General features: G+C 48.0%; 11 protein-coding genes and 1 pseudogene. 9 read left to right on the forward strand and 3 right to left on the reverse strand.

Annotated elements, in window-relative coordinates:
- Positions 1-57 precede the first annotated feature (57 nt).
- Positions 58-789 carry a ZIP family metal transporter gene (locus tag ABXS70_RS01230; protein ID WP_090924449.1) on the reverse strand — a complete coding sequence of 244 codons (732 nt, stop codon included), beginning with the start codon at positions 787-789 and terminating at the stop codon, positions 58-60.
- A 255-nt stretch (positions 790-1,044) separates the two neighbouring features.
- Here ABXS70_RS01230 and trxB point away from each other — a divergent pair, with 255 nt between their 5' ends.
- Entirely contained in the window at positions 1,045-1,986 is a 942-nt protein-coding gene (trxB, locus tag ABXS70_RS01235; protein WP_090924450.1) for a thioredoxin-disulfide reductase, read from the forward strand.
- A gap of 89 nt (positions 1,987-2,075) precedes the next feature.
- Positions 2,076-2,306: a glutaredoxin family protein gene (locus tag ABXS70_RS01240; RefSeq protein ID WP_111268376.1), complete on the forward strand. Its 231-nt coding sequence runs from the start codon at positions 2,076-2,078 to the stop codon at positions 2,304-2,306.
- A 285-nt stretch (positions 2,307-2,591) separates the two neighbouring features.
- Here ABXS70_RS01240 and ABXS70_RS01245 read toward each other — a convergent pair whose 3' ends face one another.
- Together ABXS70_RS01245 and ABXS70_RS01250 are read right to left on the reverse strand one after the other, a co-directional pair.
- On the reverse strand, positions 2,592-2,789 hold the full coding sequence (locus tag ABXS70_RS01245) for a hypothetical protein (RefSeq protein ID WP_342552826.1): 198 nt from the start codon (positions 2,787-2,789) through the stop codon (positions 2,592-2,594).
- Positions 2,790-2,943: 154 nt separating this feature from the next.
- Positions 2,944-4,106: pseudogene (locus tag ABXS70_RS01250) on the reverse strand (ROK family transcriptional regulator).
- A gap of 212 nt (positions 4,107-4,318) precedes the next feature.
- Between ABXS70_RS01250 and xylA the strand changes: the two are divergent.
- The 7 genes from xylA (at position 4,319) to ABXS70_RS01285 (ending at position 16,111) form a co-directional block, all read left to right on the forward strand.
- Positions 4,319-5,635 carry a xylose isomerase gene (gene xylA / locus ABXS70_RS01255; RefSeq protein WP_123065876.1) on the forward strand — a complete coding sequence of 439 codons (1,317 nt, stop codon included), beginning with the start codon at positions 4,319-4,321 and terminating at the stop codon, positions 5,633-5,635.
- 454 nt (positions 5,636-6,089) lie between these two features.
- Positions 6,090-7,583 carry a xylulokinase gene (gene xylB / locus ABXS70_RS01260; protein ID WP_366293361.1) on the forward strand — a complete coding sequence of 498 codons (1,494 nt, stop codon included), beginning with the start codon at positions 6,090-6,092 and terminating at the stop codon, positions 7,581-7,583.
- Between the two features lie 334 nt (positions 7,584-7,917).
- The gene (locus ABXS70_RS01265; RefSeq protein WP_366293364.1) at positions 7,918-8,649 is read left to right on the forward strand and encodes a glycosyltransferase family 2 protein; all 732 of its coding nucleotides are present in this window, start codon (positions 7,918-7,920) and stop codon (positions 8,647-8,649) included.
- On the forward strand, positions 8,600-10,729 hold the full coding sequence (locus ABXS70_RS01270; protein WP_366293367.1) for a glycosyltransferase: 2,130 nt from the start codon (positions 8,600-8,602) through the stop codon (positions 10,727-10,729). The genes ABXS70_RS01265 and ABXS70_RS01270 overlap by 50 nt, the downstream gene beginning before the upstream one ends.
- A 426-nt stretch (positions 10,730-11,155) precedes the next feature.
- On the forward strand, positions 11,156-12,115 hold the full coding sequence (locus ABXS70_RS01275) for an alpha/beta fold hydrolase (RefSeq protein ID WP_342552821.1): 960 nt from the start codon (positions 11,156-11,158) through the stop codon (positions 12,113-12,115).
- A gap of 227 nt (positions 12,116-12,342) precedes the next feature.
- Complete coding sequence (locus ABXS70_RS01280; protein WP_342552820.1) at positions 12,343-14,769, forward strand: YcdB/YcdC domain-containing protein; 2,427 nt, start codon at positions 12,343-12,345, stop codon at positions 14,767-14,769.
- Positions 14,770-14,983: 214 nt separating this feature from the next.
- Entirely contained in the window at positions 14,984-16,111 is a 1,128-nt protein-coding gene (locus ABXS70_RS01285; protein WP_366293371.1) for a transglutaminase domain-containing protein, read from the forward strand.
- Positions 16,112-16,234: the final 123 nt, after the last annotated feature.

Here is a 16,234-nt window from a genome sequence, read left to right on the forward strand (position 1 = left end):
TATCGGGTTCTTTTGGCTTTCCGTTTTGACGTCTAGCTTTTTTCGTTTATGTTCCATTTAGAACAGTTCGGTCAGCCCAATCATCGTAATCAGCCCAAACAGGAACGAGATTGTCGCTGCGCGTGCATTGCCGTCTCCGTGGCTTTCGGGAATCAGCTCTTTATAAACGATGAACATCATCGCACCTGCTGCAAACGCCAAACCGTATGGTACAAGGCCAGCCACCAGACTGCTGAGCGTATATCCGATCATAGCGGTAATAATCTCTACAGCTCCGGTCAGAGTTGCAATACCAAGCGCCTTGAAGCGGCCGATATTTTGATTGACGAGAAAGAGAGCGACCAGAAAGCCTTCGGGTGCATTTTGCAGACCGATAGAAAAGGCGATCAGATTCCCCAGATTCTCATCTGTACTAGCGTAACTTACACCGACAGACAAGCCCTCCGGCAGGTTATGCATTGTAATGGCTGCGATAATCATGAAGGCTTTGCCTTCAATTTTGAAAGGCATCTTCTCGGGATTCTCCAGATCTACGTGCGGGATCCGCATCTCCAGCACAAGCAGCACCAGGCTGCCGAGCATAATGCCAAACGCGAGCACGAACAGATTGGACTGTCCGAGTGCTTCGGGAATGAGATTGTACACCGAGGCCGAGGTCATAATGCCCGCTGCGTAAGCGAGCAGAATGTCGCGCAGACGATGTGATATTTTACGCATAAATAAAATCGGTACGGCTCCAAGTCCGGTAGACATGGCCGAAATAATGCTGCCTAGTAGAGCGTCGTTCATGCTTCCATTTTCCCTCCTGATGAAGACTTCTTCATAATCGCTGCCGAGCATTGACACCGTACATAAAAGAGATCATAATGAACAACAGATTAGAATGATTATAAATTAGAATTCCGTTTCTGCATAGGTGAATCGTCATATTCGCAGGCAGTTTATGGACATGACATGGGCTATTCGTTTTAGTGTATGCAAAGGCTCGCGCTTTTGATGCCGGAGAACCTGACCTTTTTGCAGAACCTGGGGGAGGAACTATACATGTATAAATCAATTATTATTGGAACAGGCCCTGCTGGGCTGACAGCAGCAATCTATCTGGCACGTGCTAACTTGAATCCGCTTGTTATTGAAGGACCACAGCCGGGAGGACAGCTGACAACAACGACGGAAGTAGAGAACTTCCCGGGTTTCCCTGATGGTATCATGGGTCCTGAGTTGATGGATAACATGCGTAAGCAGGCAGAGCGTTTTGGTGCTGAATTCCGTACAGGTTGGGTAAACAATATCGACATGAGCGAGCGTCCATTCAAAATTCAAGTAGAAGGTATGGGCGAACTTGTATCGGAAACGTTGATTCTGTCTACAGGTGCTTCCGCTAAATATCTGGGTATTCCAGGAGAAGAAACAAACGTGGGACGCGGTGTCAGCACATGTGCGACATGTGACGGATTCTTCTTCCGCAACAAAGAAATCATCGTTATTGGCGGTGGCGATTCCGCATTGGAAGAAGCAAGCTTTTTGTCCCGTTTCGGTTCGAAAGTAACCTTGGTACACCGTCGTGAGGAACTGCGCGGTTCCAAAATCATGCAGGATCGTGCACGCAGCAACGAAAAAGTAGAAATGGCTCTGAACCGCACACCACTTGAAGTTATTGCTGGCGACAACGGCGTAACTGGCTTGAAGGTACTCAACAACGCAACAGGTGAAGAAGAAGTGATTCCGGCAAGCGGCGTATTCGTAGCCATCGGTCATACACCGAACACAGGTTTCCTCGGCGGCCAGATTACGACGGATGAGCATGGTTACATTTTGACAACACCTGGTACTTCTGAAACCAATATCCCAGGCGTATTCGCATGTGGTGACGTTCAGGATACACGCTACAAACAGGCGATCACAGCTGCAGGCAGCGGATGTATGGCTGCGATGGATACAGAGAAATTCATTGAAAGCCTGGAGCACAGCGCGGTTGCATTGTAATTCGCAAGTTCAGTGTTTAAAGAGTGCTTGATTAAGCTTATTAATTATTAACCATATAAATCAAATAATCATTATGAGGTGAATTGAACATGGAAAACGTAATTGTATACACATCCACGAACTGCCCGAACTGTAAGTCTGTTAAATCTTTCCTGGCTGACAAAGGCATTGCTTACGAAGAGCGCAACATCGAGACAAGCGATGAGTTCGCACAACAAGTATGGGACATGGGCGTACGTGCAGTTCCTTTGACAGTAATCGGTGAACACCGCATCCTAGGTATGAATAAAACGCAATTCGCGAAAGTACTGGACGCTTAATTCATGCTCTTCTAGTATGTAAGCTTACTGTGTAGTTTAAAAGAAATGAAGCTATTCCGGTTCGCGCGAGCCGTTTGAATATAGAAGTGAAGAGAGGAAAACCGTACCTGATGAGGTGCGGTTTTTCTGTTTTTTGCATTTTGAATGGAGTGGTGAAAGAGAAACAAAAAGAAGACGCGTAAAGCAGCGTCTGGGGTTCAAGACGTTGCGTATAAGCGTCTTCTTTTTCCGTTTGTACAAAAAATCCTATGCCTTTACATCCGTTGAGGTGTTAAGACGTTCTCGCTAGAAAAAAATACTCATAAACGTCTGAAATACGACATACACCAGCAAGCCTGACAGCATGTACATGACACCAGCCTTCTTTTTGCTCTGAAAAAATCGAAGTATGCCTAGGCTGAACAGGGGCGCAAGCACAATCAGGAACAGGAGTACGGTGACAAACACTGGCGCCGAGATATCTGATGTATCCACGTAGGTCACGAGTTTTCACTCCGTTTCATTATCGGATAACACAGCAGCGCGAGCGCTGCCATGACAAAAATCACATAACACCATTATACCTCTGGATTTCTTTAACAAAAAGGGAGGAAATGGGGCGAAATCTTGTCAATTTTATATGTTTTTGTGCTGAATATTAAACAGAGACGCGCACATTACCTAAGAACTGGGATATTGCAGCGTAGGCTGCCCCGATTCGGGTCGAGCGGCTGCCGAGCGCAGCCCATTCCACCTGCAGACTGCGGCGGTGATATGGCAGGGTTCGTTCCTCAACCACCTGTTTGAGTGCAGACTCAATCCAGGGTTTGGCTTCTGAAAGCGGGCCGCCAATAATGATGCGTTCCGGGTTAAAGCTGTTGACAATATTGGTAATGCCGATGCCGAGCTTGCGTCCAACCATTTCGTACAAGTTCAGTACAGCTTCGTGACCCTCCTGAGCCAGTTCAATCAATTCCTTGGTAGTACGCCCAGGCAGATGCTCCTGATCCGGGTGCTCATATACTTTTTCCGAGGCATACAATTCCCAGCATCCCCGATTACCGCAAGAGCAGGGCAGGCCCTCTGCTTCAATGGACATATGTCCAGTCTCACCCGCATACCCCCAGGCTCCCTTGTATAATTCACCGTCAACGATGATACCTGAACCAATCCCGATGCCTGCACTGATATAGATTAAATGACGCACGCCAATACCTGCACCAAAGTTCAGCTCGCCCCGCGCTCCCGCATTGGCTTCATTATCAATCGTAACAGGAAGCTTGAAGCTGTCCTCCATCATCGCCCGCAAAGGAACCATCTCCCACTTCAGGTTGGGTGCAAACAGCACAGTGCCCTGCTCATCGACCATCCCGGGAACACCGATGCCAATGCCGATCACGCCATGAGGGGAGGGAGGAGCCTGCCCGATCAGGTAATCTGCTGCCAGCTTTAATTGTTCGAAAACAGACGCTGCATCATGCTGCATCAGATCGGCGGCATATTCGGCAACGATTTGGCCCTCGAGGTCGGAAAGCACGCCTTTCAAACGGGTGACCGTCAGCTCCAGTCCGACTGCATAACCCGCTGTTCCGCGAAAAGCAGCATCAACGGCTTGCGCCCCCCGCTGGACTCTCCGGGGCCAATCTCCTGCACGAGTTCGTCACTGATCAGATCCGCGACCAGATTGGATACCGTTGCTTTGTTCAGACCCGTCACTTCGGACAATTTGGCCCGGGAAAGGGGGGCATGGCGCCGGATCGTATCGAGTACGATCGACTTGTTTATTTTTTTGACCAGCATCTGGTCGCCAGTAATTTTCATATCGCTTAGGCACTCCTATTCTTCGTAACAAAGGATTTCATGTATATCCGCTAAGAAGCTATTCGACTATTATAGCGTAAACGAACAAGGAAAAAACAATTTTATTTAACTTTGTTTAACCGATAGACAAAGTTAAAATGATGTGTTAGGATAACGTTGTAAACGATTTCTTATACAAACTCTTTTAAAACTTTTGAGGAGGCATTTATCACATGGCCTATTTTGAATCCGTTAATAAGATTGCATTCGAAGGTAAAGATTCCAAGAATCCATTTGCTTTTAAACATTATAATCCACAAGAAGTTGTCGCTGGCAAAACGATGGAAGAGCACTTCCGTTTCGGTATGGCATACTGGCACACATTAACTGCAGGCGGAAGCGACCCGTTCGGTGCTGAAACAGCAGTACGTTCATGGGACAGCTACTCCGGTTTGGATAAAGCGAAAGTTCGTGTAGAAGCGGCTTTTGAATTCATGGAAAAAATGAATCTGCCATACTACTGTTTCCACGATGTAGACGTGGCTCCAGAAGGGGCATCACTGCGTGAATTCTACAGCAACATCGATACAATCGTTGATTTGCTCGAAGAGCACATGAAAGCAAGCGGCAAAAAGCTGCTCTGGAACACGGCTAACATGTTCTCCAATCCACGTTTTATGTTCGGTGCAGCATCCACTTGCAACGCTGATGTATATGCTCATGCAGCAGCTCAGATCAAAAAAGGTCTGGAAGTAGGTAAACGCCTAGGTGCAGAAAACTATGTATTCTGGGGCGGCCGTGAAGGCTACGACACATTGCTGAACACAGACATGCAGCTGGAACAGGACAACATCGCTCGTATGTTCCACATGGCTGTTGACTATGCGAAAGAAATCGGCTTCGACGCTCAGTTCCTGATTGAGCCTAAACCAAAAGAGCCAACAAAACACCAATATGACTTTGATGCAGCAACTTCGATTGCTTTCTTGCAAAAATATGATCTCGACAAACAGTTCAAACTGAACCTTGAAGCGAACCATGCAACGCTGGCAGGTCACACATTTGACCATGAAATCCGCGTAGCACGTATCAATGGCATGCTCGGTTCCCTGGATGCCAACCAAGGCGATCTGCTGATTGGCTGGGATACGGACGAGTTCCCGGTTGATATGTATGATGCTACTCTGACCATGTATGAAGTGTTGAAAAACGGCGGTCTGGGCAAAGGGGGCGTAAACTTCGACGCTAAAGTTCGCCGTGGCTCCTTCGAACCTGAGGATCTGTTCCTGGCTCACATCGCAGGTATGGATACGTATGCGAAAGGTCTGAAAGTAGCTTCCAAGCTGATTGAAGACCGCGTATTCGATGAATTCATCGAGCAGCGTTACAGCAGCTTCAACGAAGGCATCGGTGCAGATGTTGTTGCAGGTAAAGCAACACTTGCTTCATTGGCTGAGTATGCTTTGAACAACGAAAACCCACGCAAAAACCAATCCGGACGTCAGGAACTGTTGAGAGCAAAACTTAATCAATACATCTTGGCTGACTAATAACAGTCTTAGAGGAAGAGTAGATTCATGTCCGAACGAACTGCCTATGATTCTATGACTAGATCATTGCCGCAGATAAAGCAGGAATCATACCTCTTCCTACTAGGTGCAAAAGTATGCTGCACCCTGGACGTTGAATAAGCGTGACATTCAAACCGTCCCCGCTTTCCTCTGGGAAGGCGGGGACGGTTTGTTGTCATTGTTGGAGCCCGAGCTGCCTCAAACGAGAACGGTTGTCCCGTTTGAAAGCAACGTTACAAGGGGCATGCAGAAACGGAGTGGGCAGAAAGAACCCGGAGAAACGAAGTGTTCGCATTTACAACCGGATTTCACCCTTGGAAAAGGGGGAATAAGGAAATCCGGGGTAAGGGCGATCGAAGGGTTTTCTGCACACGGAATGGCCTTCCATGCCGACCTAAGGTTTCAATCCTGTATAAACGAAAGGAGTATACTTATGAGTTATGTAATCGGCGTCGACCTCGGAACGAGTGCGGTCAAAACCGTTTTGGTTAATCGCGAAGGCAAAGTGGCATTTGAGGCATCAGAGGCATATCCTTTGTACCAGCCTAAGGCTGGATATAGCGAACAAAATCCAGAGGATTGGGTGGAGCAGACTATTGTGTCGCTCCGCAAGCTGCTGGAAGTATCGGGTGTGCAGCCATCCGAGATTGAAGGATTAAGTTTCTCGGGACAGATGCACGGGCTGGTGCTGGTGGATGCAGAAGGCAAACCGCTGCGTAATGCCATCCTGTGGAACGATACCAGAACGACAGCGCAGTGCCGCCGGATCGAGAATGTACTGGACAGCAAGCTGCTCAGCATTGCCCGGAACCGTGCACTGGAAGGTTTTACACTGCCCAAAATTTTGTGGGTACAGGAAAACGAACCTGAACTGCTTGAACAAGCGGCTTTATTCCTGCTGCCAAAAGACTACGTCCGTTATCGCCTGACGGGGGATTACGCCATGGATTATTCCGATGCAGCAGGCACATTGCTGCTGGATGTGGCCGGCAAACAATGGAGCTCAGAGATTGCGGCAGCATTCAACCTGCCGATGTCCCTGTGCCCACGTCTGGTTGAATCCTTCGACGAAGTTGGCACGCTGCTGCCTGCGATTGCGGAGCAAACCGGTCTGGCGCAGGCAACCAAAGTTTTTGCTGGCGGTGCGGATAATGCCTGCGGAGCCATTGGCGCAGGTATCTTAAGTGAAGGACAAACGATGTGCAGCATCGGTACGTCCGGAGTGGTCCTCTCGTACGAAGAACGGAAAGACCTGGATTTCGAAGGGAAGGTTCACTTTTTTAATCACGGGGAGAAAGATGCCTTCTATATTATGGGCGTGACATTGGCAGCAGGATACAGTCTTTCCTGGTTTAAAGATACGTTTGCCGCAGACAAATCATTTGATGTGCTCCTGCAGGGCATTGATCAGATTCCGGCAGGAAGTCATGGTCTCTTGTTCACACCATATATCGTCGGAGAGCGTACTCCTCACCCGGACGCGAATATCCGCGGCAGTTTTATCGGCATGGATGCCGGGCACAAACTGGAGCATTTCGGACGTGCCGTTATGGAAGGAATTACGTTCTCCCTGCGCGAGTCAATCGATATTTTGCGCAGCGCAGGCAAAACCGTAAACGAAGTTATTTCGATTGGTGGCGGGGCTAAGAACGAAGCTTGGCTGCAGATGCAGGCCGACATTTTCAATGCCACGATTGTGAAGCTGGAGAGCGAGCAGGGCCCGGCAATGGGCGCAGCGATGCTGGCCGCTTATGGAAGTGGCTGGTTCCCGACGATGCAGGAGTGTGCGGCGGCATTTATTCGTCCGGCGAAGTCCTATGTACCGAATCCTGAGACGGCAGCGGTATATAATGATTTGTTTGCCCTTTATCAAGAGGTGTATGGACAGACACGTGGTATAAATGATCGTTTGGCGGCATATCGCTAAGTGGAATTTTGGATCGTGGTATTTTTCATATGATATAAGTTACGAGTCCATGGATAGAGAACGTATTCAGGAAGCATTCGCACAGGCGAATGCTTCTTTTTGTTATGAGCCGCAGTAAGGCCCTATGAAAAGAGGTAACGATATGGTCGCTGCACAGCAGGAAACATATGTTTCTTAGGTCATCTCAATGATTGTACCCTGCATAACCGCATCCGGGCTGAGCATAGATTGGATATAGAGTGTTCAGAAGAATTGCATCAATAAAGTGTTCAGAAAAATTGCATTAAACGTTCAGAAAGATTGCATTAATGGAAGAGAAACAGGAAGTACGGGGGTGAGGTTTTGGATGGAACAGGAGCAGCCTGCCAGAAATAGTCCGCATATCACTTTATCGATGATTGTTCGCAATGAGGAGAGACGTTATCTCAAAGAAGCTCTGGAGACGCATCGTCCTTGGATTGATCAGGCTGTCATTATTGATGATGGGAGTACGGATGGAACGGCGGCGTTGTGCAGGGAACTTTTAGATGGAATTCCGCTTGTGCTGGTAGAGAATCCGGTGTCCCGGTTTTCTGATGAGGTAAGGCTGAGGAAGCAGCAGTGGGAAGAGACAACGGCGGTTAACCCGGAATGGATTCTTAATTTGGATGCGGACGAGATTTTAACGCAGGACTTCGGCATTCTGCGTGATGAGTTATTAAACGGACCGGAAGAAGCCATTTATTTCCGTTTGTATGATATGTGGAGTGAAACCGCGTACCGGGAGGATGCATTTTGGCAGGCGCATGCGTATTATCGACCTTTTCTTATTAAATATCGTCCAGGGATGGTTTATGAATGGAAGGAAACACCGCAGCACTGCGGCCGATTTCCTGTGAGCATTCAGCATCTGCCTTATGCATGTCATGCCCCAAAAGTGAAACACTACGGCTGGGCCAGGGAAGAAGATCGTATCCGTAAATATGCGAGATACCAGACATTGGACCCGGAGGCACGGTATGGCTGGAAGGAGCAGTATGAGTCGATACTGGATGCAGCCCCGCGGCTTATTACATGGACTGATTAAGCAGAAGGGAGTGGGCTCGTTGAAGAAAGAGCAGAAGGAAAAGAAGCGGCTGGCGCAGGAGGATGAAAACCCTACACACGATTTGCAAAAGCTGAAAGATCTGCAAGACCACCAAGACCTGCAAGACCTTCCGAAGTTAAAAGACGGCCAAGATCGTATATTGATCGCCAGCCCTGTGCGGCAGACAGCGGTGATTTTGAATGAATTTCTGGGCTCCCTGCAGACGCTTGATCGAAGTACTGTTCAGACAGCATACCTGTTTGTGGACGACAATGTAGAGAAGGCTTCCTCCCAAATGCTGCATGATTTTATACTTCGACATGACGGGACGGTAATTCAGGCCCGTGAAGTGACAGATGTGGAATGTACGGAGGACCAGGGGAGTTACAACAAGGATGAAGGAGGGCACTACTGGAGGAATGAACAGGTATGGCGCGTTGTCAAACTGAAAAACTACATTTTACATTTTGCACGTGAACATCACTATGATGCTGTGTTTCTAATTGATTCCGACTTGGTGCTGCACCCGCGAACCCTCGAACAGCTTGCCTCCAGCGGCAAAGAGATCGTATCCAACATTTTCTGGACACGCTGGCAGCCGGGAGCCAAGGAAATGCCGCAGGTCTGGCTTCAGGATGAGTACGCACTCTATCGACGAGGCGGTTCAGCTCCTGCGGGAACGGAAGCGGAAGATGAGGACGCACAGACGAATGCTTTTCTTGAACAGCTGCGCATCCCGGGATGTTATGAGGTAGGCGGGTTAGGTGCCTGTACACTGATTCGGCGGTCTGTACTTGAAGCAGGAGTGAATTTTGACCGGATTCCGAATGTATCTTTTTGGGGAGAGGATCGTCATTTTTGCATTCGTGCTCAGGCATATGGATTTCAACTGTATGTGGATACTCACCTGCCTGCCTACCACATCTATCGTTTATCCGAGCTGCCGGGGGCGCTTGCCTATAACCGCAGAGTCAGACGAGGCAAAGAGGCGATCAGCATAACCTTATGTATGATTGTGAAAAATGAAGAGGCCTCCCTTGCCAGATGTCTGGATTCGGTAAACGGTATTGCGGATGAGATCGTCATCGTGGATACAGGCTCTACCGACCGGACACGTCAGATTGCTTCGCGTTACACCGATTGCATTTTTGAGTTTGAGTGGGTAGATGATTTTGCTGCGGCACGGAATTTTGCATTTGATCAAGCATCCTGCGAATATATTTTGTGGCTTGATGCTGACGATGTGTTTGAAGCCGTGGACCGTGCGAAGCTGATTACGTTGAAACGCTCGCTTGATCCCGCGGTGGACAGCGTGACCATGGATTATAACCTCTCCTTTACGCCAGAGGGCAGGGTGGCGTACAGTCTGCGGCGGAATCGTCTGGTACGGCGTGATCGCCATTTTCGCTGGATCGGGGCGGTGCATGAATACCTGGATGCAGCAGGCAATCTACTGCACAGTGACATCGCTGTGACCCATAAAAAAGACAAGGTGTACACAGATCGTAATCTGCAGATTTATCGCAAACGAGAGCAGGCTGGTGAAGATTTCTCGCCGCGTGACCTTTATTACTTCGGCAATGAACTCAAAGACCATGCTCATTATGAAGAAGCGATAACCTATTACGAAAAATTTCTGAATACTGGACTAGGCTGGGTGGAGGATCGGATTGCAGCCTGCCAGAAAATAGCGGATTGCGAGGCATTCCTGAAACGGCCGGAGCGGGAAGCAGCTGCGTTGTTTCGAGCCTTTGCCTATGATCTGCCGAGAGCCGAGGTGTGCTGTCGTCTGGGGGGATATTTTGCCGATAGAGAAAACTACCGCCAAGCTATTTTTTGGTATGAACAGGCCGTGCAGGCGATCCGTCCTGCGGATCCGATGGTTGTGTTAAACGAGGCTGCATGGACCTGGATGCCCCATCTGCAGTTATGCGTATGTTACGACCGAATGGGTAATCGGACAAAGGCCAAGGAGCATAATGATACTGCACTGGCTTATCATCCGACTCATCCAAGCATGCTCTACAATGATCGATATTTTAAGGATTTGGAGAAGGAAAGTGTGCTGGAGAACGCATAGCGTATGGGCAGAAGGACTTCGATAGCGGCATGTTAGCAGCGGGTAACAGTACTCATTGTTACTCCTCTTTTCAGATAACTATAATGAACATGGATGTTACCGTAGACGGCCTCTTTGCGATAAAGAGGTTTTTTTGTATCGAATAATACACTAAACGGACCTAACGTGATGGTTAAAAGGCATGATATTTCCTGTCTGAAACACAAAACAGAGGGAAGTGCAACAGGAACGGGCGAAAAAAAGTCTTTAATCTAACCAAATACGTTCAAAAACAACAATATAGAAAGCAGTACAGGAGCAGCGGGGTATATATAGAAGGAGTTTGTTTGATATTTATATCACAAAAAGTGAAAATCATTTAACGCACAGTTGATTATGACATCGTATGATGAACATATGGCCATTAGCGGAAAGGAGAGACGCCTTGTGAAAGCGAGAACGATGATTGGTGGTATGCTGGCTGTGGCTGCGGTAACGGCGGGAGGTTTATGGAAGGCGGCGGTAAAAAGCCAGACACCCAAAAAAATTCCGATTACGATAACACCGCCCATGCCCTTTGAGGACATTACCTTTGAAAGTGGAGGAGGACGAGTGCAGGGCTGGTTTATTCCAGCGAGACCCGATGTTCCCAAGCCTTGGCCGCTCGTCATTATCGCACATGGCTGGGGTTCCAATCGTTCGCGTGTGCTGCGATATGCACGCCCGATCTGGGAAGCGGGATATGCTCTGTTCATGTATGATGTTCGGAGCCACGGCGCCAGTGATCCAGTTCATGCTGCTTCAGCATACCTGTTCAGGGATGATCTGCTGGCTGCACTAACCTATGTATCCGGCCGATCCGAGATTAACCCGGAAGCTGTTGGTGTGTTAGGTCATTCTCTAGGTGGACTGGGGACAATTCTCGCACTGACAGAAGGCATTCCGGTATCAGCCGTCATCACCGACTCCATGCCATCCCAGTTTCAGGTCATTGTCAGTTCGGAGCTGAGACGCCGGCGTCTGCCTTTGTTTCCTCTGGCGCAATTAATTCCCCGCATCTGGTTCTGGCGGTTGGGTGAATCCCTGAAGACTTATCGGCAGAATGATCCGGTCATGCTGCTGAATGAACGGCGAAAAGGCGTGCAGCTGCCGCTGCTGATGGTGCATTCCAAAGGGGATAATTTTATTCCGCCGAGTGAGTTGGAATATTTTATGTCCAAAGCGGATCCGCCTGTAGAGCATCTTTGGGTTAACAGCAAAGGACACAGCTGCTCCGAGGAAGACCCGGCTTTCTGGAACGCGGTTATTCCGTTTCTGAAAACGCATGTTCATTCCGTTTCACAACCGGCTGCTGCACATGATGAAATTGCAGCAGAGCAGACCAGTACAGATCTTAATGCAGGCTGAAGGTAAACCTAAACAGAATATCCAAAAAGACAGCTTATAGATGGATACAAAATAGCTGAGAGATAGAGAAAAACGCCGGCAAGATTGGCGTTTTTTTGTTGCTTCCAGCCATATACATAAATTCACAATCGTAAAATTACCCGGAAAACAGCGATTAAAAAGGAAGCTTATGGTATCATAGAATAGAATGCCAATATTCATACAAGATCATTTATGATGCATTCTGTATGAAATTGAAGGGAGAGGTAACCATTTTGAGTTGGGATTGGAAAATGAATGGAAAGCTTAAAACGTTCACAGCCAAAGCCGCAGCATCAGCAATGGCAGCATTACTGTTTACGACACAGGCTCCGGGTTTCACAGGCAGCGCATTCGCTGCTCAAGCTGGAGAAGGCTCAGTGAGTAAAGCCGTGACGGGGGAAAATGAACAACTAGACGTAACAAGCAATGACGTGCCAGAGGGTGCAAAGATTTCATCCAGGCAAGCCGCTGAAAATATATTAAAGCTGTTTCCGTTATTAAAAAAAGCAACGATCTCGTCTGCGAATTTTGATTCGCCGAATTCCTATCCGCCACCGGATTACAAGGCATGGGATATCGGATTTCAAGTCACACAGGGCAATCACACAATGGGGTTCAGCGCAAATGTGCATGCAGGTACAGGGGAAGTACTCAGCGTACATCTGCCATCTGAATTTTTGGAAGGGCGATTATCCGCAACCGATGTTCGGCTGACCAAGGAAGAAGCTGAAAAGACAGCTGTGGAACTGCTGTATCAGGCGATCCCTGGACTTGAGGAAGGCCAGTATGAATCGCTTGGAGACATGTATTCACCGATGGAGCAGCAGGCGCTGTTTGGCCGCGCTCAATATCAGTTTGGTTATAACTTAAAACATGATGGAATATTGTCGGATGCAGAGACAGTCTACATAAGTGTGGATGAAAGAGGGCAGGTCGTATCCTATTCAAGGTCGACGATCTCGGCGAAATATCCATCCTCCAAGCCGAAGGCATCGGAAGAGAAAGCCAGACAGATGTTTGAGGATGGATTAGATGTAGAATTGGCCTATATTTCCAAAGAGCGTTTTTCTTCGAAAAAAGGTCAACAATATGTTCTTGGTTATTTGCCAAAAGGCGACAGCATTGGACCGATTAACGCGAATACGTTGGAAAGAATTGATCCGCTGACTGGTAAGGCTGTGAACAAGGACAGCCTGTATCTTAATAAAAAGGTGACAGGAGATGCAGCTGCATTTGCAGCGGCAGGCGGTCAGCGTTTGAATGTGCAGCAGGCGGTAGATCGAGTTGCAGCTCACTTTGATATTCCCAAGGATTACAAACTGCAGCACAGCCAGTTAACCAAAGGGAATTATGGTGACATGAACAATCAGGTGTGGAGTTTGAGCTGGAGCAACCGGAATGCAAACATATCGTATATGTTTATGCGCGACATCTCTGCTCAGGTCGATGCAGTGACAGGACAGGTGTACAGCTATACGCTGATGCAGCGGGTTGGACCAGAGATGGGGCAGGAGAAGCCATCTCAGGAGAAGGAGAGCAGGACTGTTACTCCGCAGCAGGCTGAGAAAAAAGCGATGAATACGATCATTGCAGCTGTTCCGAATGCAAAAGAGCAGTATCAGCTGTCCAGAATCATTGAAACGAAAGATGCCCGTACGTTCCTGTTCCAGCGTTATCTGAATGGAATTCCGGTTCAGGATGATACGGCGCAAGTTCAGGTCATGAATGATGGGGCCGTTACGGAGTTTTATACGCGCTTGGCGGCATCGGCGGAACAACTTCCGACAGATATCAAACCTGCGATTAGTTACGAAGAAGCCAAGGAACTTTATTTGAAAAAATACAAGCTGATGCTGAATTATACTCGCCACGGCGGATATAGTCTGGGCAGCAGTGAACCTGTACCTTTCGGAGTAAACCTGGCTTATGTACCTGTAAGCGGTAAGAAATCGATCTATAATTCTGACGAATTGCTGGATGCAAATACAGGAGAATGGTTCTTCACCTACGGTGGGGTAGATGCAGCATCTCAGGTAGAACCGACAGATATTGCCGGTCACACTGCTGAATCAGCTTTGCGTAATATGACCAAGCATAACGTACTGCTGCCTGACGAGCAGGGGCGTGTATTCCCGGACCGTGTCATTACACGTGGGGATTGGTTCAACTATTTGGCAAGAGCTCTTAATCCGAACATGGATATGTACTATAACAGCGACAGCAATGACAGACTTTTTGCTGACGTATCTCCGGACAGTCCGTATTACAAAGCAGTGAAGGTGTTAATGGATCAACGCTGGCTCGAGGGAGCAGATCCTGAAAAGCAGCTGAAACCCGAGGAAGAGCTGACACGTGAGGAATTGGCTGTGCTGCTTGTGCGTATTTTGCGTTACGAGAAGCTGGCAGGATATTACATGCAGCCGTCAGACCTGCCGAATATTGCTGATGCTGGTGCAATCAACAGCAAGGGTGCTGTTTCTCTGACTCTGAAGCTTGGTTTGCTTCCTTCTATTGAGGGAAGATTTATGCCTGCACGCAAAGTAACCGCAGCTGAAGCTTCTCAAGTCCTTGAACGCCTTGCCAAGCTGCAGGGAAAGACAGATACATTTATGAGCGGCAGCCGCCTATATTAATCCGGAACGAACGAAGTTCATAACTTGCAGTGCAGGGACATAGGATGAAGAGAAGCCGGAAACGTGATGACTGCAGCTGATAATCAAGGGGCCTTCCGTGGAAGGTCCCTTTTAAATTTGACTGCACTGGTATGAGAAATATAGAACAAGGAATGCAGCACTTTTTATGATACAATAAAGCATAAGAATGCTGTAAAGAGGGGTGGTTCCTTTCATGGCCAAGAACGCTAAACGAGTGATTACCTTATTGCTGGCCGGCTGTCTTGCTGCGGCCTGGCTTCCACGTACGGTTGATCTGGATCAATTGTATGCTGCCTCGGGTACATCCGAATTATCCACAGTGAGGGATTTGCGTCAGACGCTGTTAAACGCGATGTCACAACGTAAAGAGGAACTAGTGTTTACCTATAAGGGCAATGTAAAGGGCCTGAAAAAACAGCTGCAGACCTCTATCGACGAAGCAATGAAGAGCGACCCCTATATTCAATATACGGTAAAAAGTTATGCTTTTAACTATAAAGGCTCGAATACATCAGCCGAGGTGAATGTGACCCTCTCTTACCGGGAGACGAAAGCACAGACCGATTACGTCAATCGGAAAGTCGCCAATGTTCTGAAAGAAATTATCAAACCCGGTATGAACAACCATGAGAAGGTCAAGGTGATTCATGACTGGATTGTGCTGAATGTCTCTTATGATACTTCATTGCAAAAATATACAGCTTACGACGGATTAGCTACAGGCAGTACTGTGTGTCAAGGATACTCGCTGCTTGCATACCGCATGCTGGAACGGGTAGGGATCGAGAATCGTATTGTCGAAGGTACAGCAGGCGGACAGCTTCATGCATGGAATCTGGTAAAACTGGATGGCCAGTGGTATCACATGGATACAACATGGGATGATCCGACACCTGACCGTAAAGGCAAGGTGAGTCATAATTATTATTTGCTAAGTGATAAAGAGATGGCGCGTGACCATGTCTGGACAGGCAAAAACAAGTACCCTGCGGCACCTGCGCCTTATCGTGATGCGCTGCTTAAGCTTGTGAAAGCACCAGGGAGCAAGCAGGAGGTATATCAGAAGCTGTACCACGCATTGGAGTACTCGCTCTATGATGAACAGGATGCGGTTAAGGAGCGGGCAGTGCTTAAAACCAAAGTCCAAGCTGTAATTAAAGAGGGCGGCACTTCGCTGACGTTCAGATATAAAGGAACAGAGAACAGCCTGATTGAAGATTTGCAGGACTTGTACCAGCTTGGTATGAAATCTATCTCTTATTTTGTCTCCAAGATGGAGGGTACGGCCGATCTGCGTGTCAAAATTAATTGGACATTATAGCGGACGCAGCATATTCACACGAAATACAATAAGCTTCAAATGTAGATATTATCAATCTACAATCTATGTGCTGCAGGATCAACAATCTGATAGCGTAATAGGAGCGCTCCATATGAGGGGCGC

The sequence above is a fragment of the Paenibacillus sp. AN1007 genome (genome assembly GCF_040702995.1).
Lineage (GTDB): Bacteria > Bacillota > Bacilli > Paenibacillales > Paenibacillaceae > Paenibacillus.

Excerpts from the sequence above, each read along its gene's own strand:
- ABXS70_RS01230 (WP_090924449.1), bottom strand. The coding sequence starts at position 789 with ATGAACGACGCTCTACTAGGCAGCATTATTTCGGCCATGTCTACCGGA.
- trxB (WP_090924450.1), top strand. The coding sequence starts at position 1,045 with ATGTATAAATCAATTATTATTGGAACAGGCCCTGCTGGGCTGACAGCA.
- ABXS70_RS01240 (WP_111268376.1), top strand. The coding sequence starts at position 2,076 with ATGGAAAACGTAATTGTATACACATCCACGAACTGCCCGAACTGTAAG.
- xylA (WP_123065876.1), top strand. The coding sequence starts at position 4,319 with ATGGCCTATTTTGAATCCGTTAATAAGATTGCATTCGAAGGTAAAGAT.
- xylB (WP_366293361.1), top strand. The coding sequence starts at position 6,090 with ATGAGTTATGTAATCGGCGTCGACCTCGGAACGAGTGCGGTCAAAACC.
- ABXS70_RS01270 (WP_366293367.1), top strand. The coding sequence starts at position 8,600 with ATGAGTCGATACTGGATGCAGCCCCGCGGCTTATTACATGGACTGATT.
- ABXS70_RS01280 (WP_342552820.1), top strand. The coding sequence starts at position 12,343 with ATGAAATTGAAGGGAGAGGTAACCATTTTGAGTTGGGATTGGAAAATG.
- ABXS70_RS01285 (WP_366293371.1), top strand. The coding sequence starts at position 14,984 with ATGGCCAAGAACGCTAAACGAGTGATTACCTTATTGCTGGCCGGCTGT.